Source organism: Actinocatenispora thailandica, assembly GCF_016865425.1.
Taxonomy (GTDB): Bacteria; Actinomycetota; Actinomycetes; order Mycobacteriales; family Micromonosporaceae; genus Actinocatenispora; species Actinocatenispora thailandica.
Window position 1 is genome coordinate 4,444,393 of the sequence record NZ_AP023355.1, and the last position, 18,214, is coordinate 4,462,606.

Annotated in this window: 15 protein-coding genes; 6 read left to right on the plus strand and 9 right to left on the minus strand. The window is 73.8% G+C overall.

Annotation, left to right across the window (positions count from 1 at the left end; all coding sequences use genetic code 11):
* Positions 1-4: 4 nt before the first annotated feature.
* The gene (locus Athai_RS19780; protein WP_203962876.1) at positions 5-448 is read right to left on the minus strand and encodes a MarR family winged helix-turn-helix transcriptional regulator; all 444 of its coding nucleotides are present in this window, start codon (positions 446-448) and stop codon (positions 5-7) included.
* 114 nt (positions 449-562) lie between these two features.
* On the minus strand, positions 563-1,843 hold the full coding sequence (locus Athai_RS19785) for a deoxyguanosinetriphosphate triphosphohydrolase (RefSeq protein WP_203962877.1): 1,281 nt from the start codon (positions 1,841-1,843) through the stop codon (positions 563-565).
* A gap of 140 nt (positions 1,844-1,983) precedes the next feature.
* On the opposite strand from Athai_RS19785, the gene Athai_RS19790 reads away from it, so the two are divergent.
* Genes Athai_RS19790 through Athai_RS19800 form a run of 3 tightly spaced genes read left to right on the plus strand, consistent with a single transcriptional unit; the run spans position 1,984 to position 3,929 of the window.
* Positions 1,984-2,811 (plus strand): AraC family transcriptional regulator, encoded by an 828-nt coding sequence (locus Athai_RS19790; protein WP_203962878.1) that lies wholly within the window; start codon positions 1,984-1,986, stop codon positions 2,809-2,811.
* Positions 2,812-2,868: 57 nt separating this feature from the next.
* Entirely contained in the window at positions 2,869-3,606 is a 738-nt protein-coding gene (locus tag Athai_RS19795; protein ID WP_239157042.1) for an AzlC family ABC transporter permease, read from the plus strand.
* The gene (locus Athai_RS19800; protein ID WP_239157043.1) at positions 3,603-3,929 is read left to right on the plus strand and encodes an AzlD domain-containing protein; all 327 of its coding nucleotides are present in this window, start codon (positions 3,603-3,605) and stop codon (positions 3,927-3,929) included. The genes Athai_RS19795 and Athai_RS19800 overlap by 4 nt, the downstream gene beginning before the upstream one ends.
* Before the next feature lie 75 nt (positions 3,930-4,004).
* Here the strand turns inward: Athai_RS19800 and Athai_RS19805 are convergent, their stop codons facing one another.
* The 5 genes from Athai_RS19805 to Athai_RS19825 all read right to left on the minus strand — a co-directional run bounded on the left by Athai_RS19805 (position 4,005) and on the right by Athai_RS19825 (position 10,554).
* Positions 4,005-5,186 (minus strand): ACP S-malonyltransferase, encoded by a 1,182-nt coding sequence (locus tag Athai_RS19805; RefSeq protein WP_203962879.1) that lies wholly within the window; start codon positions 5,184-5,186, stop codon positions 4,005-4,007.
* Between the two features lie 658 nt (positions 5,187-5,844).
* Positions 5,845-6,657, minus strand: a complete 813-nt coding sequence (locus Athai_RS19810; RefSeq protein WP_203962880.1) for a methyltransferase domain-containing protein — start codon at positions 6,655-6,657, stop codon at positions 5,845-5,847.
* 7 nt (positions 6,658-6,664) lie between these two features.
* On the minus strand, positions 6,665-7,015 hold the full coding sequence (locus tag Athai_RS19815) for a VOC family protein (protein WP_203962881.1): 351 nt from the start codon (positions 7,013-7,015) through the stop codon (positions 6,665-6,667).
* A 137-nt stretch (positions 7,016-7,152) separates the two neighbouring features.
* Positions 7,153-9,849, minus strand: a complete 2,697-nt coding sequence (gene ppdK / locus Athai_RS19820; protein WP_203962882.1) for a pyruvate, phosphate dikinase — start codon at positions 9,847-9,849, stop codon at positions 7,153-7,155.
* 306 nt (positions 9,850-10,155) lie between these two features.
* Positions 10,156-10,554, minus strand: a complete 399-nt coding sequence (locus tag Athai_RS19825) for a VOC family protein (RefSeq protein ID WP_203962883.1) — start codon at positions 10,552-10,554, stop codon at positions 10,156-10,158.
* A gap of 251 nt (positions 10,555-10,805) precedes the next feature.
* Here Athai_RS19825 and Athai_RS19830 point away from each other — a divergent pair, with 251 nt between their 5' ends.
* The gene (locus tag Athai_RS19830; RefSeq protein WP_203962884.1) at positions 10,806-11,918 is read left to right on the plus strand and encodes a helix-turn-helix transcriptional regulator; all 1,113 of its coding nucleotides are present in this window, start codon (positions 10,806-10,808) and stop codon (positions 11,916-11,918) included.
* An 80-nt stretch (positions 11,919-11,998) separates the two neighbouring features.
* On the plus strand, positions 11,999-13,129 hold the full coding sequence (locus Athai_RS19835; RefSeq protein WP_203962885.1) for a low temperature requirement protein A: 1,131 nt from the start codon (positions 11,999-12,001) through the stop codon (positions 13,127-13,129).
* A gap of 26 nt (positions 13,130-13,155) precedes the next feature.
* Here Athai_RS19835 and Athai_RS19840 read toward each other — a convergent pair whose 3' ends face one another.
* The gene (locus Athai_RS19840; protein WP_203962886.1) at positions 13,156-15,570 is read right to left on the minus strand and encodes an alpha-L-fucosidase; all 2,415 of its coding nucleotides are present in this window, start codon (positions 15,568-15,570) and stop codon (positions 13,156-13,158) included.
* A 70-nt stretch (positions 15,571-15,640) separates the two neighbouring features.
* Positions 15,641-16,768 (minus strand): tRNA dihydrouridine synthase DusB, encoded by a 1,128-nt coding sequence (gene dusB / locus Athai_RS19845; RefSeq protein WP_203965941.1) that lies wholly within the window; start codon positions 16,766-16,768, stop codon positions 15,641-15,643.
* Positions 16,769-17,007: 239 nt separating this feature from the next.
* Between dusB and Athai_RS19850 the strand changes: the two genes are divergently transcribed.
* Entirely contained in the window at positions 17,008-18,186 is a 1,179-nt protein-coding gene (locus Athai_RS19850) for a hypothetical protein (RefSeq protein ID WP_203962887.1), read from the plus strand.
* Positions 18,187-18,214 lie beyond the last annotated feature (28 nt).

An 18,214-nucleotide genomic window follows, 5' to 3' on the forward strand; every position in this document is an offset into this window, starting at 1 on the left:
TTCGTCAGCCCTCGGCCAGCCGGTCGAGCAGCCGGCCGGCGATCCGCAGCATGGCCCGTTCCTCGGCGGACAGCCGTTCGGTCAGCGCGACGGCGAGCCAGCTGTCCCGGCGGGACCGGTCCTCGGCGAGCAGCCGGCGGGCCGCCGGGGTCACGTCGAGCAGCTGTCGCCGGCCGTCGTCCGGGTCGGCCCGGCGGGTCAGCAGTCCCGCGTCGACCAGTTCGCCGACGGTACGGGCCATCGACTGCGGGGTGATCCCCTCGGCGGCGGCGAGGTCGGACATGGTCGCCGGGCCCTCCCGGTCGAGCCGGCCGAGCACGTTGACCCGGGTCAGGCTCAGCCCGCTCGCCGGCCGCTCGGCCCGCAGCCGGCGCACCAGGCGCATCACCGACAGCCGCAGCTCGTTCGCGTCGCGGGCCACGCCGGACGTCACCTGCGTTCCGCTCATTTCTTCAGCTTAGCTGAATACTTTCAGGCCGACTCTCGGCGGGCACATGATGTGATGCGGAAAACTTGATCAGCTTGGCTGAACAATCCGAGCGACGACGCCGCGGTACCCCCGTCAGAGGGCGACGATGGGGCTGCCGGTGAGCCGGCGGTACCAGGCGACCGCCGAGGTGTCGGTGAGGCTCGCCACCTGGTCGATCACCACCCGCAGCCGGGACGCGTCGTCCGGCGCGGCCCGCCACCGCGGCGCGAACAGCGCGTCCAGCGCGTCGGGGGCGCGCGCCACCAACTCGGTGACCAGGTCGTGCAGCAACTCCCGCTGCCGCTGGTACCGGCGGGCCGCGTCCGGCCGGGCCAGCACGTACCGCCAGGCCATGCCCTTGAGCAGGGCGCACTCCGCACGGGTGCGGCGCGGCACGGCCAGCTCCGCCGCGTACCGGCACAGCGGCGCGGTGCCGTACCGGGACTGCGTCCGGTCGACGGCGGCGTCGACGAACCGGCCGATCAACGCCGAGGCGGCCCGCTTCAGCGCGACCGTCGCGGCCGGCCCGCCGTCGTAGCCCGACAGCGGTGCCACCACCGGATCGGTGAGCAGCTCGGCCAGCACCCCGGCCAGGTCGACGGCCGACTCGGTCGAGTACTCCGCCGCGACCAGCTCGCACAGCGCCGCCCGCTCCTGCGGGTCGGCCAGCAGCTCCGGCCGCAGGTACCCGCCGTGCACGCCGTCCTCGATGTCGTGCACCGAGTACGCGACGTCGTCGGCCCAGTCCATCACCTGCGCCTCCAGGCACGGCCGACCGTCCGGCGCACCGGCGCGCAGCCAGTCGAACACCGGCCGGTCGTCGGCGTACACCCCGAACTTGGGGCCGCCGTCCGGGGCCGCGCCGCGCGGCCACGGGTACTTGCCGGCCGCGTCCAGGGTGGCCCGGGTCAGGTTCAGCCCCACCGAGCCGCCGGCGCCGTCGACCACCTTCGCCTCCAGCCGGGTCACCACCCGCAACGTCTGCGCGTTGCCCTCGAACCCGCCGCAGCCGCGGGCCAGCTCGTCCAGCGCCGCCTCGCCGTTGTGCCCGAACGGGGGGTGCCCCAGGTCGTGCGCGAGGCCGGCGGAGTCGACCACGTCGGCGTCGCAGCCGAGCCGCTGCCCCATCTCCCGGGCGATCTGCGCGACCTCCAGCGAGTGGGTCAGCCGGGTGCGCGGGAAGTCGTCCACCCCGGCCGGCGCCAGCCCGGCCTGGTGCACCTGGGTCTTCGCGGCCAGCCGGCGAAACGCCGCGCTGTGCAGGATCCGGGCCCGGTCGCGGGCGAACGGGCTGCGGGCCGCGCCGGTGTCCTTCGGCGGCTCGTCCGCATACCGGGCCGTCGCCGCCGCGTCGTACCCATCGACGTCGGTCATGCCGCCAGCCTAGGCCGTGTGGTGGAGACTCCGGCCGAGCGAGGCGAGTCCGGTTGGTTGCGCGGGCCGGCCGAGGCGGTGCAGGTCCCGGGCGGCACACCGGCTGGCCGGTGCGGTGCCGCGGCCCGTACCGTTCCGGTATGCGGTCGGGCGAGACGGCGCGGTTCTGGCGGCATCCGGCGCTGCCGGACGTCGACCTGCTCCGGGCCCGCTTCGTCCACCACCGGTACGCCCGGCACAGCCACGACGCCTACGCGATCGCGCTGGTTCGCGAGGGCGTCGAGCAGTGGTGGTACCGCGGCGACGTGGTACGCGCCGGAGCGGGCGGCATCGGGCTGGTCAATCCGGACACCGTGCACACCGGCGAACCGGGCGTACCGGAAGGTTGGGCGTACCGGGTGCTCTACCCGTCGGTACCGGTGCTGCGCGGCATCGCCGACGAGCTGGGGCTGCCGCCCGGCACGCCGTGGTTCCCCGAGCCGGTGGTGGCGGACCCGCAGCTCGCGGCGCTGCTGCTGGCCGCGCACCGGGCCGCCGAGACGGGCGACGCGCTCGCCGCCTCCAGCCTCACCCACCGCCTGTTCGGCGGGCTGCTCACCCGGTACGCCGGGCGCCGGCCGGTGCCGCCCGAGTCGCCCCGGCCGGACGTCCGGCTCGCGGTGCGCGCCCGCGACCTGCTGCTGGACCGGCTGGTGACGCCGCCGAGCCTGGCCGAACTGGCCGCCGAGGTCGGTACCGGGCCGTACGCCCTGGCGCGCAGCTTCCGGTCGCATTTCGGGCTGCCGCCGCACGCGTTCCTCACCCAGCACCGGGTCGGGGTCGCGCGCCGGCTGCTGGACTCCGGCGGCCGGCCCGCCGACGTCGCCGCGGCCGTCGGGTTCGTCGACCAGGCGCATCTGAGCCGGCACTTCCGGCGCATCGTCGGGGTGCCGCCCGGCGCGTACGCGCGCCAGCATGCCGCCCGCTGATCCCGCCGTGCAGGAACGTACAAGACCCGGGGCGGGACGGGTTCGTAGCGTGGCCACGTGACGGTGTGTGAAAGTGCCACCCGGCCGCGTCGCGCGGTGCTGCGCGACTCGTTCGGTGTCGGCATCGCGGTGGGTGTGTCCGGGGTGGCGTTCGGCGGTACCGCGGTCGCCGGCGGGCTGAGCGTGGCGCAGGCCGGCGTGCTGAGCCTGCTCGCGTTCACCGGCGCGTCCCAGTTCGCGCTGGTGGCCGCGGTGGCCGCGGGCGGCAACCCGCTGCCGGGCGCGATCGGTGCGCTGCTGCTCGGCTCCCGCAACGCGCTGTACGGGCTGCGGGTCGGCCCGCTGCTCGGCCTCACCACGGTCCGGCAGCGACTCGCCGCGGCCCAGTTCGTGATCGACGAGACGACCGCGGTGACCCTGGCCCAGCCGGACCGCCGGTCGGCCCGGCTCGGTTTCGGCGCCACCGCGACGACCCTGTTCGTGCTGTGGAACGCCACCACGCTGGCCGGTGCCGTGGGCGCCACCGCGCTCGGCGACCCGTCCCGGTACGGGCTGGACGTGGCAGGTCCGGCCTGCTTCCTCGCGTTGCTCGCACCGCAGCTGCGCGGTGCGCGCGAGCGGTACTGGGTGGCCGGCATCGCGGTGGCGGTCGCGCTGGCGACCAGCCCGGTGCTGCCCTCCGGGGTACCGATCCTGCTCGCCACCCTCGCGGTACCGCTGGTGCTGCTCGCCGGTCGCCGGCCGGTCCGCGGCACCGGTGCCGGCGCGAACGAGCCCGGGGAGGCGCGGCGATGAGTCACGACCTGCTGGTGTGGGTGGCGATCCTGGCCATGGCGGCCGGCTGCTTCGGCTGGAAGATCCTCGGCCTGTCGGTGCCGGCCGGGGTGCTGGAACGGCCCTGGGTACGACGGGTCGCGGCGCTGCTGCCGGTGGCGCTGCTCGCCGCGCTGACCGCGGTGCAGACCCTCACCACCGGCAGCGGCCAGCTCACCGTGGACGCCCGGCTGGCCGGGCTCGCCGCGGCCGGCGTCGCGCTGGTCCTGCGGGCCCCGTTCCTGGTCGTGGTCGGTGTCGCGGTGGCCGCGACCGGACTGCTGCGGGTGGCCGGGATCGGCTGACCGGGCGCTCCGGTCACCCCGGTGGGTACCCGTCCGGCCGGCCGTACGGGGGGACTGAACCGGCCGGACGGGTGGTCAGCGGGCGGGCAGGAAGCCCGTCGTCGGTACCGGTGCGGCGGTGAACCTGCCAGCGGCCGGCACCGGCATCCGGCCCGGTCCGGGGCGCACGGCCGGGGAGACCGGCGGGCCGGCGGTGGCCCGGTGCACCACCGAGGCGACGATGTCCGCCGCCGAGGCGTCGATCCGTTCCGCATCGGCCGCGGTGGATCCGTCGAACAGCGTGCTGTGCGGGGCGACCGGAACGCTGCCGCCACCGGCGCCACCCGCCGGGCGTTCCTCGGCCGCGGCCGGCGCCTCGTCGTCCCAGGTGGTCGCCCGCGTCACCGGGACGCACTGGCGTACCAGGCCGATCGTGGTGCGGCCGACGCCGCACTCGACGTAGTTGCGGACACCGCGGATCGACAGGTCCTGGGCCGCGGCGAGCAGGTTCACCGGGCACAGGAACTGGTCGACCAGCAGGCCGCCGAGGTCGTCGTTGTCCAGCACGTACCGGCCGAGCAGCGGCGAGTACACCCGGTGCTGCAGCGGCCCGGGCCGGATGCCGCCCAGCTCGGCCCGGAACGGGTCGACCGCGCGGGCCATCAGCGGGCTGTGGAAGGCGTACGGCGCGGGAAGCCGGGCGCAGTCCACCTCGACGCCGCGGGCCAGCTCGGACAGCTTGGACAGGGCGAAATCCGAGCCGGACACGACGGTCTGGGTCGGCGTGTTCATCGATGCGACGGCCAGCGTCGGATCGTCGACCAACCGGATCGCCGCCGCCGTACGGGCGGCGTCGAGACCGAGCGCGACCATCCCGCCGCGCCAGGTTCCGAGCTGCGCCAGCGCCTCGCTGCGGGCCACCACGATGCGGGTGCCGTCCTTGACCGAGAACCCGCCGGCACAGGTCAGCGCGGCGATCTCGCCGAGGCCGTGGCCCATCAGCACCGATCCGGCCGGTACCTCTCCCTCGTTGGCCGCCCAGGTGGCGACGGACGCGGCGAAGATGGCGAGCTGGAGCAGGCCGGGGTCGGCAGCGGCCAGCTCGTCCGCGGAGTGGCCGGGGTCGTCGGCGAGCAGCGGATCGAGCCGCCCCTCGGCGGCGACGGAGATCCGCTCCAGCGCCCACGCCGCCGCCGCGGACCGCCGCCGCAGCGCGGCCAGGGCTCCGGGCCGGTACGCGCCCTGGTCTGGGAACAGAATGGCGGTGAGTCCCTGCACGCGGACTCCTTTCAACGCTCGACCGGTCCCTGGCCCGGCGCGCGTACGCCACCCGGCACCGCGCCAATGGCCGCGGCAGAGGAGACCGAAGACAATGAGAAGAATGGTCGATGGCCGGCACGATCAGGCACCTGTTCGGTCCGATCACCGGCGTATTTTCGGTCCGGCGCCAATTCCCGGACCCTTTTTCCGCTCACCGCGCGGCGGGACCGCCCGGAGCCGGTACGTCCCGGCCGTGGCGCGTCGTGCCGTGCGGCGCGGTCACCAAGCGAGACGCTGCCGGCACGCCAGCCGCCCCACGCGGCCGATGTCGATGCCGGTCCGGCCCGCCGCCGTGCCGATCAGGACGATGAACCCGCTCACGAACATGAACACTCCGTAGGCAACTACGAGCAGACGGACCCCACAGAACGTCGTACTCGATGAATCAGAGTCACCCGGCACTCCCCCGACCGCCGCAGTGCCCAGAATCTAACCCCAGTACCGCCGGGACCGAAAGCGGGACGAGCCACTTTTGAGCCCCAGTTGAGCATTACCTCGGGTTACCCGGAAATCACCTGCGAAACCCGACGGTAACGACGATCGATTACCGTTCACCGTTTTCCGGCGCGGCGCCGCCGGTCGGACCGCCGACGACGCCCGGCGCGACCGGCCGGCATCAGGTGGCGCGGCGGGTGGCACGGAGCCAGAAGTGCTGGCGGCGGACCTCCGCCGGGCCTTCGCTGTCGATGCGGTGCTGCACCGCGCGCAGCCGGTCGGCGTTGCGGGCCGGGTCGAAGCCCGGCACCGCCCACGGCACCTGCCGCAGGTACCAGGCGAGCGGCGCGACGTCCTGGTAGACGGTGACATCGGTACCGACCCCACCGTCGAGCACGGTGAGCCCGTCCTCGGCGGCCTGGTTCACCGCGTACCGCAGGGTCCAGTCACCGGTCTCCGGCTCCGGCAGGTCGAGCAGCCGGTGCAGGTCGCTCTCGCCGTACGCGACCTGCTGGGTGAGGAACGTGCCGCCGGGGCGTAGCACCCGCGCCACCTCCGACGCCCGGTACGCCTCGTGCCGGTTGATGATCACGTCGACGCTGCGGTCGGCGAGCGGCAGCCGGCCGGACCGGTCCGCCGGGCCCTGCTCGACGTTGTCCTGCGCGCCGTCCGCGGCCACCACCAGCACACCGTGCCGGGCCAACCGGCGGGCGGCGACCGGCACGTTCGGTGGCCAGCACTCGATCGCGAGCAGCCGGCGCGGCCGGTGCTCGGCCGTCCGGCCGGACAGCCAGCCGGACAGCCACTCGCCGCCGCCGGTACCGAGGTCGAGCAGCGTGTTCGTGCCGCTGCCGACCGCCGCGTCGACCAGCCGGCCGTACTCCCAGGGCGGCGGGGTGGTGCTCATCCGGCTGGCGAACCGGTCGAAGTCCCAGCCGGCGGTGTCGGCGGCGAGCCCCTCGGCGATGTACGTGTCGGCCATGTCGATGCTCATCGTCGCCTCATCCCGCCGACAGCACGCAGAACTCGTTGCCCTCCGGGTCGGCGAGCGTCACCCACGGTGCGCGCGCCGGTTGGCCGACGTCCACCCGGCGCGCGCCGCGGTCGACCAGCCGTTCCACCTCTGCGGCCTGGTCGTCCGGGCGCAGGTCGAGGTGCAACCGGTTCTTCACCAGCTTGGGGTCGGGCACCGGGACGAAGGTCAGGCACGGGTACACGTCCGGGCCGGGACCGATGTCGATCTCGTCGCGGTCCTCGTACACGATCGTGTAGTCGAGGGTCTCCGCCCACCACCGCGCGAGCCGCGCCGGGTCGGCAGAGTCGACCACGATCTGCTCCCACCTGCTCGACATAACGCCTCATTCTGCCGCCTGACCGGCAGTCCCGCTCGTTTTGCGGGTGCGTCGAACAGGCGACGGGCCGGGCGCCGCGATCGGCGCCCGGTTCGTCGCGAGGTGTCGGTGTCCCTGTCGGCGGACTCCGGAGCGGGTCAGCGGGTGTCGGAGTCCGAACGCTGCAGCGCGGCGCGGCCGGCCTCCAGCCGCGCCACCGGCACCCGGAACGGCGAGCAGGACACGTAGTCGAGACCGACCTGGTGGAAGAAGTGCACCGAGTCGGGGTCGCCGCCGTGCTCACCGCAGACACCGACCTTCAACTCCGGCCGGGCGGCGCGGCCCTCCTCGGTGGCCAGCCGGACCAGCCGGCCGACGCCGTCCACGTCCAGCGTCTCGAACGGCGACACCCCGAAGATGCCCTTCTCCAGGTAGGCGGAGAAGAACGCGGCCTCCACGTCGTCCCGGGAGAAACCCCACACGGTCTGGGTCAGATCGTTGGTGCCGAAGGAGAAGAACTCGGCGGCGCCGGCGATCTGCCCGGCGGTCAACGCGGCCCGCGGCAGTTCGATCATCGTGCCGATCAGGCAGTGCAGGTCCGCACCGGACTCCCGGGACACCTCGGCCAGCACGGCCTCGGCCTCCGCCCGGATGATCTCCAGCTCCTGCACCGTACCGACCAGCGGGATCATGATCTCGGCGTGCGGGTTGCCGCCGTCCGCCCGGCACTTCGCGGCGGCCTCGGCGATGGCGCGTACCTGCATGGTGAACAGGCCCGGGATCACCAGGCCGAGCCGCACCCCGCGCAACCCCAGCATCGGGTTCTGCTCGTGCAGCTTGTGTACCGCCTGGAGCAGCCGCAGGTCGTTCTCGTTGGCGTCGCCGCGCGCCTCGGCCAGCGCGACCCGGACCGACAGCTCGGTGATGTCGGGCAGGAACTCGTGCAGCGGCGGGTCGAGCAGCCGCACCGTGACCGGCAGCCCGTTCATCGCGGTGAAGATGCCGACGAAGTCGTCGCGCTGCAGCGGCAGCAGCGCCGACAGCGCGGATTCGCGCTCGGTGTCGGTGTCGGCCAGGATCAGCCGCTCGACGTGCTGCCGGCGGTCACCGAGGAACATGTGCTCGGTGCGGCACAGGCCGACGCCCTGCGCACCGAACCGGCGGGCGCGGGCGGCGTCCTCGGGCGTGTCGGCGTTGGCCCGGACACCCAGGCAGCGCACCTCGTCGGCCCGGGTCATGATCCGGTGCACCGCCTTGACCAGCACGTCGGCCTCGACCCCGGTCGGCTCGTGGCGCCCCTCGAAGTACTCCACCACCGGCGAGGACACCACCGGCACCTCGCCGCGGTAGACCATGCCGTTGGAGCCGTCGATGGACAGCACGTCGCCCTCCTCGACGACCAGGCCGTCCCGGGTGGTCAGCCGGCGGCCCTTGGTGTCGACGTCGAGTTCCTCGGCGCCGCACACGCAGGTCTTGCCCATCCCGCGGGCGACCACGGCGGCGTGCGAGGTCTTGCCGCCGCGACTGGTCAGGATGCCCTCGGCGGCGATCATGCCGTTCAGGTCGTCCGGGTTGGTCTCGCGCCGGACCAGGATGACCTTCTCCCCCGACCGGGACCACTTCACCGCCGTGTACGAGTCGAACACGACCTTGCCGACCGCGGCGCCGGGCGAGGCGTTCATGCCGCGGGCCAGACGCTCCCGCTTCGCCTCGGTGTCGAACCGGGGGAACATCAGCTGGGCGAGCTGCGCGCCGTTGACCCGGCGTACCGCCTCGTCCAGGTCGATCATGCCCTCGTCGACCAGCTGGTTCGCGATCACGTACGCGGCGGCGGCGGTGCGCTTGCCGACCCGGGTCTGCAGCATCCACAGCTTGCCGCGTTCGATGGTGAACTCGATGTCGCACAGGTCGCGGTAGTGCCGTTCCAGGGTGGCCATGATGTCGAGCAGCTGGTCGTAGGATCCGCGGTCGATGTCGGCGAGCCGCTCCAGCGGGACGGTGTTGCGGATGCCGGCCACCACGTCCTCGCCCTGCGCGTTCTGCAGGTAGTCGCCGTAGATGCCCTGCGCGCCGGACGCCGGATCACGGGTGAACGCGACGCCGGTACCGGAGTCCATGCCGAGGTTGCCGAACACCATCGCGACGATGTTGACCGCGGTACCGAGGTCGGCCGGGATGCGCTCCTGGCGACGGTACAGAATGGCGCGTTCGGCGTTCCAGGACTCGAACACCGCACGGATCGCCTGGCTCATTTGTTCGGCCGGCTCCTGCGGAAAGTCGCGGCCGGTCGAGTCCCGCACGATCTTTTTGTACGCAGCCACCAGGGTACGGAAATCGTCGGTGGTCAGATCCAGGTCGGAATCGGAACCCCGGGCCCGTTTCTTGTCCTCCAGGGCGCCGTCGAAACGCTCCGGGTCGATGCCCAGCACGATCTTGCCGAACATCTGGATCAGCCGCCGGTAGGAATCCCAGGCGAACCGCTCGCTGCCGGACTGGGTGGCGAGCCCGTGCACCGACTCGTCGTTCAGCCCGACATTGAGCACCGTCTCCATCATTCCCGGCATGGAGAACTTGGCCCCGGACCGGACCGAGACCAGCAGCGGGTCGGTCGGGTCGCCGAGCCGGCGGCCGATGCCCGCCTCCAACCGGGTCAGGTGGTCGGCGATCTCGGCGCGCAGGCCGTCCGGCTGCTGGCCGTCGGTCAGGTAGGCCCGGCAGGCCTCGGTCGTGATGGTGAACCCGGGCGGCACCGGCAGCCCGATGTTGGTCATCTCGGCCAGGTTCGCACCCTTGCCGCCCAGCAGGTCCTTGAGGTCCTTGTTGCCCTCGGCGAAGTCGTACACGTACTTCGTCACGCCGACCCCTTTCACAAGGTCGCAGCCGCCGCCGCGCCTCGGTGGATGTGTATGGCCGCAGGTTAACGAATGCTCACCCGACTTCTGAATGCCATCGTGACACTTTGCACGTCGGCTGGCCAGATACTGATCCACCCGGTCCGGGACGTCGTTTGTCCGCGCACGAACGCGCACGTCCCGGCGCTCCGGGAAAGCGATCGATAAATGGGAAAACGTATGCCGACAACGGAGCGGAGAATTGGGCAAACGTTATTTCCACCGTCCGGTCTTCCGGAAAACGTATGCCGAACTCCGCGGCACCGGCGGTCAGCGGGAGAACCGGGCGACCGCCTGCTCGGTGACCGGGGTGAACAGGTTGACCAGGTTGCCGTCCGGGTCGCGGAACAGCAGCGACCGGTTGCCCCAAGGCAGCGTGGTCGGTTCGGTCACGACGTCGGCCAGCGCGGGCGCAAGCCGGCGGTACTCGGCGTCCACGTCGTCGACCAGGAACTCGACGATCGCCGTCCGGTTGGCGGCGGGCTCGGCCGACCCCGGCGCGAACAGCGGCACGGTACGCGTGCTGCCCAGTGCCACCGTGCCCGCCGGAGTGCGTACCTCGGCGAACTCCGGGGTGGCCCAGTCGGCCGGCACCCCGGTGACCAGCTCGTAGAACGCGACCAGTCGGGCCAGGTCGGCGGTGATGATCCGGATCGATACCAGGTTCATGATGCTTCCTTTCGTCCTTCGGTCGGCGCCGGCTGTCCGGCTCCTCCGGTCGTCCTTCGGTCGGCGCCGGCTGTCCGGCTCCTCCGGTCGACGCCGGGTGCTCGGCGCCGGACCGCGCGGCGCTGCCGGGCCCGGCTCGTCCGGCGGCGACCGGCTGCTCGGGGCCACGGCCGTCCCTTCGGGCGGGAGAACCCGCCGACCGGAAGGCTAGGATTGATACCGGACAGCTTCCGCCCGGTATTGGAGCAGGTGTGACCCGACCGACGGCCCGCGTCCTCGCGCTGCTGGAGATCCTGCAGGCCGGCGGCACCCACACCGTCGGGGAGCTGGCGACGCGGCTCGGCGTGGACGAACGCACCGTCCGGCGCTACGCGGCGCACCTGGTCGACCTGGACGTTCCGGTCCGGTCGGTCCGGGGCCGGTACGGCGGCTACCGGCTGTCGCCCGGCTACCGGCTGCCGCCGCTGATGTTCACCGACGACGAGGCGCTCGCCGTCCTGCTCGGTCTGCTCACCGCCCGGCCGGCGGCCGGCCCGGCGGCGGCCGAGAGCGCCGCGGCCAAGCTGCACCGGGTCCTTCCGGCACAGCTCGCCGACCGCCTGGCGGCGCTGCGCGACACCGCCGAGCTGCCCGCCGCCACCGCAACGGCGCCGGAGGCGGACGTGTTGCTGCTGCTGGCGCAGGCGTCCCGGGACCGGCGGCCGGTCGAGATCGGCTACACCGCGCGGGACGGCCGATCCGGCCGGCGCACCGTCCAGCCGTACGGGATCGTCGCGCACGGCGGTCGCTGGTACCTGGCCGGTCCGGACTCGGCGAGCGGCGAGCTGCGCACCTTCCGGCTGGACCGGATCGACGCGCCACGGGTGCGGCCGGGCCGGTTCGAGGTGCCGGCCGGGTTCGACCCGACCGACCACGTGCTGTCCGCGCTGGCCCGCACGCCGTGGCGGTACCGGGTCGCGCTGCGGGTGCAAGCGCCGACCGAGCAGATCCGTACCGGGCTGCCGGCCTCGGTCGCGGTGCTGCACGAACCCGACGACGACGGCTGGGTACGAGTCGAGCTGCGTGCCGAACGGCTGGACTGGGTCCCCGCCGTACTCGCCGGGCTCGACGCGCCGTTCACCATCGAAGGCCCGGCCGAACTGCGCGGTTTGGTCCGGGGCCTGGCCGCCCGGCTGCTGGCCGCCGCGTCCGACACCGGCGCCGGCCTGGCACCCGACGCCGGGGACGATGCCGGCGGCAGCAAGGCACCCGACGCCGGGGACGATGCCGGCGGCAGCAAGGCACCCGACGCCGGGGACGATGCCGGCAGCTGCCAGGCACCGGACGGTTCCGTCGGCGGCCGGCCCGCCGCGGACGGAGTGTGAGGCCGCGGGGGATCCCGGATCGCCGGCGCTGAGAGTGACGACGTCGTGGCGATCGGGGCCGGCTCGGTAGGTTGTCGGGCGTGGCCGATGAGGAAACCGAGAAGCGGGTCAGTTGGGCGGAACTGTTCTTCGATCTGGTGTTCGTGTTCGCGATCACCGAGGTCTCGGAGCTGGTGGCCGAACACCATTCCTGGCTCGGGGTACTGCGCGCGCTGACCGTGTTCGTGCCGGTCTACTGGACCTGGGTGGGCGCGTCGATGCAGGCGAACCTGCGTGATCTGAGCCCCATCCGGTTCCGGCTGGGGCTGTTCGCGGTGGGATTGACCGGCCTGTTCATGGCGCTGGCGGTACCGGAGGCGTACGGCGAGCGCGGCCTGCTGTTCGCCGCGTCGTACTGGGTCGGCCGGTTCCTGCTGGCCGGGATAGCCTTCGGCGGCGCCGATCGTCGGCCCAACCCGCCGTTCGTGGTCGCGGTGGTGGTCTCCGGCCCGTTGCTGGTGGCCGGCGGCCTGCTCGACGGGCCGGCGCGGCTTGCGCTGTGGGCCGCCGCCGCGGTGATCGACCTGGCGTCACCGACGATCTTCCGGTTCCGGCTGCGCGCGCTGCGGTTCGACGCACCGCACCTGACCGAGCGGTTCGGCCTGCTCGTGTTGATCGCGCTGGGCGAGTCGGTGGTCGCGATCGGCGCACCGGCCGCGGCCGGGCTCGGGCTGTCGGCCGGGGTGCTGGGCGCGGTCGCCGCGGCGTTCGCGCTCAGTTGTGGCCTGTGGTGGGTCTACTTCCAGTACGCGCAGGACGCGATGCGGTTCTCGATGGCCACTGCACAGGTGCAGACCGACGTCGCCCGGCACGTCCTGTCGTACGCGCACCTGTCGTTCGTCGGCGCGATCATCGCGGCGGCGGTCGGCATGCGAGAAGCGGTCGCGCATCCGAGCGAGCACCTGAACTGGGCGGTGACCGGCCTGCTGTACGGTGGCGCCGCGCTGTATCTCGCGACGTTCGGCTACACCCGGTGGAAGATGTTCCGGCTGGTGTCGACGACCCGGCTGGCCGGCGCCGGGGTGGTACTGGTACTGCTGCCGGTCGCGCCCTTCCTGCCGGCGCTGGCCGCGCTGGTCCTGCTCGCGGTGGCGATCGCCGCCCTCAACGCGGTCGAGCACTACCGGGTCCGCCGGGCCGCCGCCCGCGAGCAGGTCGACCAGCCGTCGTGATCGCGAAGGTCCGCTGTGGACGGACCTCAGGTCGCCGCGCAGTACAGGCTGAGCCGGTCCAGGCGCACTGCGGCCCGCGAGGCGACCACGCGCAGCCGCAGCGTGCCGGTGACCACCGGCCGGTCCAGCACCACGATGCGCTGCGACCCGACCGTACCGACGGTGGCGAGCGTCGACCAGCCGCCGGCGCCGTCGGGCACCTCCAGTACCGCCCTGGCCAGCTGCTGGCCGTACCGGATGTCCTCGCTCAGCGCGATCCGCTCGATCCGGGTCGCGGCCGGGAGGGTGACGGTGAGGCTGCCGGCGTCCGGGCCGGGGGCGATCCAGGCGCTGCCCTGCCTGCCGTCCACGACCGCGCCGGGGCGGCTGCCGTCGCCGTCGACCCGGGCGCCGCGGGCCAGGTCGGTGGGCATCAACCGGTGTAGTTCGGCACGCCACTCGGCGAGCCGGTCGACGTCCGCGTCGGCGATCCGGCCGGCCGTGTCCGGCGGCACGTTGAGCAGCAGCACCGCGTTGCGGCCGACCGACCGGGCGTGGATGTCGACCAGCTCGGCCACCGACTTCGGCGCCTGGTCCGGGTGCCAGAACCAGCCGGCGTGCAGCGACACGTCGCACTCCGCCGGCCACCAGGACAGGTCGGTGCCGCCGGCGTCCCGGCCGGCGAGCAGCGCGCCGTCGCCACCCTGGTCCGGCGCCGCGAAGCCGAGCGCGTAGTCGGGTGCGCCATCGGCACGGGTGACGGTCGGCAGCGCGCTCCACTCGTCCTCGCGGGCCAGCCCGTGCTCGTTGCCCACCCAGCGCACGTCCGGCCCGGTCACCGAGATCACCGCCTGCGGCGCCAGTGACCGGATCAGCGAGTACCAGCTCGCGAAGTCGTACTGCTCGACCCGGTCCGGCGGGATCCGGCCCTGCGCGCCGTCGAACCACACCTGGTCGACCGGACCGTACTCGGTGAGCACCTCGTACAGCTGGTTGAGCAGGTAGCCGCCGTAGTCGTCGGCGGCGAGGTGGAAGGTGAGCAGGCTGCCGTCGGCGACCCGCGCGGCACGGTCGTCGCCCGGGACCAGGGTCGGGATGGTGCGGGTGGTGCGCGCGCTGCCGTTGGCGTACACCCCGTGGTGGAACTGGTTCTCGTCCGCCGGGGACAGGTAGACACCGACCCTGATGCCGTACCGGTGCATCGAGTCGGTGAAGTCGCGCAGCACGTCGCCGGCGCCGTCGCGCCAGCCGCTGGCCGCAACGCTGTGCCGGGTGTAGCGCGACGGGTAGAGCACGAAGCCGTCGTGGTGCTTGACCACCAGGATCGCCAGCGCGAACCCGGCGTCCCGGAGCGTCCTCGCCCACTGGTCGGTGTCCAGGTCGGTGGGCGCGAACAGGCCCGGGTCCTCGGTACCGGTGCCCCACTCCTGGCCGGTGAAGGTGTTCATGCCGAAATGCAGGAACGCGGTCTGCCCGAGGCGCTGCCAGGCCAGCTGGCGCAGCGACGGGCGCAGCGACGACGCCTTGGCCAGCAACGAGGTCAGGCACTCGCCGGGGCCGATCGCCAGCCGCTGCGCCGGTGGGTGCTCGGCGGCGACGCGCGGCAGCGCGCCGAGCACCTCCAGTCCCGACTCACCCGGCGCGCTCCGGCAGCGGCCGTCGGCCTTCAGGGCGCCCTCGAAGCCGACGCGGGCAGGGGTAGTGCTCGACCGGATCCGTTGCAGCGCAAGGTATTCGGTGGTGAACGGGCCGGCGGCGCCGGCCACTCGGGCGCGGCGTACCGAACCGGTCAGGCCACCGGACGGCCGGGCGGGATGCACGTCGTTGCCGATGCCGACGCGGCCACCGGCCGGGCCGGGCAGCCAGGCCGCCGGGCCGGCGTCGCTCACCGCGTCCGGTAGCTGGTCGCCGTCCAGGAACGCGTGCAGCGTCGCACCGTCGGCGCCCGGCTGGTAGCCGAGCGACAGCACGTGTTGGCTGCCCACCGCCGGCTCGGCGACGGTACGGGTGACGTCGGTCCGGGCGCCGCCGGCGAGCACCGAGATCCCGTACTCCAAGCGGTTTCCGGCGTACCGGGCGAACACCGCGCCGCCGACCGCCAGCACGGTCGCGAGCGGCTGCTGGTCGCCGGTCGGGGTGAAGGCCGCCTCGATCACGAACGGGCGCTGCGTGTCGCCGCCGCTGACCGGCCGGTCCGGCACGAGGGTGAGCCCGTCGGCGCCGCCGTGCAGCACGGCACCGCGAGCCGCGTCGAGCGACTCGGCCCCGGTACGCCGGGTCAGGGTGGCCCCCATCGTCTCTCCGGTGGCGGCGGTGTAGGCGTCGCCGGCCGAGAACGAGCCGCCGAACGAGACGTCCAGCACCGGCGGATCGGCCGCGCCCGCCGTCGCCGGGGCGGCGAGCCCACCGGTCTCCGGGGCGCCGCTGCCCGCGGTACGCGGCCGTCGTCGCGGGACGGGCATCACGACCTCCGAAAAGAACCGACGACAGTGCTCGGACCACGCCGAACCGACCGCGCGGCGGCCGGGCGGCTCAACCGCCGGAGACGTCGAGTTCGGCTGCGGACGGCACGGTCAGCGCGTCCCGGTCGGCCAGCCAGCCCGCCGGCAGCGCCACCCGGGCCGGCGCCGAGGTGCGGCCTCGCGGCTTGCCCAGCTCGGCCACCGGAAACGGCACCGAGGGATCCAGCTGCGCCAGCAGACCGTCCAGTTCGGACAGTGACGAGGACATCGCGAGGCTGCGCCGCAGGGCGCTGCCGACCGGGAAACCCTTGAGGTACCAGGCGACGTGCTTGCGGAAGTCGACGCAGCCGTCCCGCTCCGAGCCCAGCCACTCGCCCAGCAGCACGGCGTGCCGGCGCATCGTCGCGGCCACCTCGCCGAGGGTCGGGAGGATCCGGCCGGTGCCGCCGGCGAACGCGGCGGCCAGGTCGGCGAACAGCCACGGGCGGCCCAGGCAGCCCCGGCCGACGACCACCCCGTCGCAGCCGGTCTCGCGGACCATCCGCAGCGCGTCGTCGGCTTCCCAGATGTCGCCGTTGCCCAGCACCGGCACCGACAGCGCCGCCTTCAGCTCGGCGATCGACTGCCAGTCGGCGGTACCGGAATAGCGCTGTGCCGCGGTCCGGCCGTGCAGCGCCACCCAGGCGACACCGGCGTCCTGGGCGATCCGTCCGGCGTCGAGGAAGGTGAGGTGCTCGTCGTCGATGCCGCGACGCAGCTTCACCGTCACCGGCACCCCGGCCGGCGCGGCAGCCTCGACCGCGCCGCGCACGATCGCCTCGAACAGCCGGCGCCGCCAGGGCAGCGCCGAACCGCCGCCCTTGCGGGTCACCTTGGGCACCGGGCAGCCGAAGTTGAGGTCGATGTGGTCGGCGAGGCCCTCGCCCACCACCATCCGCACCGCGTCGGCGGTCACCCGCGGATCCACCCCGTACAGCTGGAGGCTGCGCGGGCGTTCGGTCGCACCGAACTCGATCATGCGCAGCGTCTTCGGGTTCCGCTCGACCAGCGCCCGGGTGGTGACCATCTCGCACACGTACAGCCCGCCGCCGTGCTCGGCGCACAGCGCCCGGAACGCGACGTTGGTGATGCCGGCCATCGGCGCGAGCACCACCGGCGCGGGCAGCTCGTAGCGCCCGAGCCGCAGCGGCCCGGGCAGCCCCGTCGGGGCGGCGGGCTGCGGGGACGGGTTCGGCAGGGTCGGTGCACTCACCCGACGAGCATGGCACGCGCCGCCGGCCGGCGCCCGCTCGGAGCGGCGCGGCGCAGGTCAGGTCACACCGGGGGGAATCGGCCGTTCAGCCGAAGCCCGGACGATCGCCGCATCCCTATCATCACCGCCGTGCCCCCGCCCCTGCGGTTGCCCCGCCGCATCCCCCTGCTGCCAATCTCGCCCTCATGATCTTCGTCGCCGGTGCCCACTGGCACGAGGTGCTCGGCGAAAGCTGGCTCGACCCGGCCATGCTGCGGCGCGGCGTGGTGTGCGCGGCGGTGGCGCAGCTGGGATTCTTGTGCTGCACGCTGCTCGGCGGCGTCCTCGGCGGCCTGCACCTGGCGGTCCTGGACGTCGGTACCGGGCGGGTCCGCGGCCGGTGGCTGATCGGGCGCCGGGTCCTGCTGCTGCGGACGATCCCGTTGCCCGTCCGGTTCGGCCTGTTCCAGCCGAAGGGCGGGGTGGCCACGGCGCGCCGCTGGCTGCTCGCCGTCGTACCGGCGCTCGCCAGCACCGCCGCGGCGGTCTGGATCGTCTGGCAGGAGCTGAACTTCGACCGGCCGGTCGGGCCGATCCCGCCGTCCTGGCTGCGGCCGGCGACCGCCGTCGCCGTGTTCGCCTTCGCCTGGCTCGTGCTGATCGGGGGCCAGTTGAACGTGGCGTCCCAGCTGCCGATCCGGGTCGCCCTCTGGCGCCCGCGCCGCTACGCGCCGCCGGAGTCGGTCGCGACCCGGGCAGGCCTGGCCCGTGCCCAGCGGATCAGCCTCGCCGACCACCGCGGGGACACGGCGACGGTGCAGGCCGAACTGGACGCACTGGCGGGCACCATGTCCGAGCAGGACCTCGCGCTGATGCGCGGCCGGCTCCAGTACCTCCGGGGCGAGTACGCCGCCGCCAGCGCCGGGGCGGCCGCCCTGCTCGACGTCGCCGGCCCCGAGGACCTGGCCACCCGGTTCGGCTTCTGCCTGTACACCGGGCTCGCCATGCTCGCCGGTCAGCCGGTGGATCCGGACACCGCCGCCCGGGCGCGCGAGCTGTGCCCCGCGCTCGGGTACGCGATCCAACGCGACGGCGCGGCGTTCGTCCTGGCGCTGTTCGCGCTGTACGACCGGGACGCCGAGCTGGCGCGCCAGTTCGCCCAGCAGTCGGTTCGCTGGGCGACGAACGCCCGGGACGCCGGCGAGGCGGAACTGGTGGCCGCGGTCGCCGCGGCGATCGCCGGGGACGGCCGGGAGGCGCGGCGCGCGCTACGCCGGGGACGTCGCCGGGCGCCCACCTCGCCGCTGGTGGCGGTCGCGGAACGGCGGCTGAGCGAGCCGCCGGCGATCACGGTGACGGTGGACACCGTCGGCGCCGGCGAATGAGGTGAGCCGGCTCACCCGGCGCGACCGC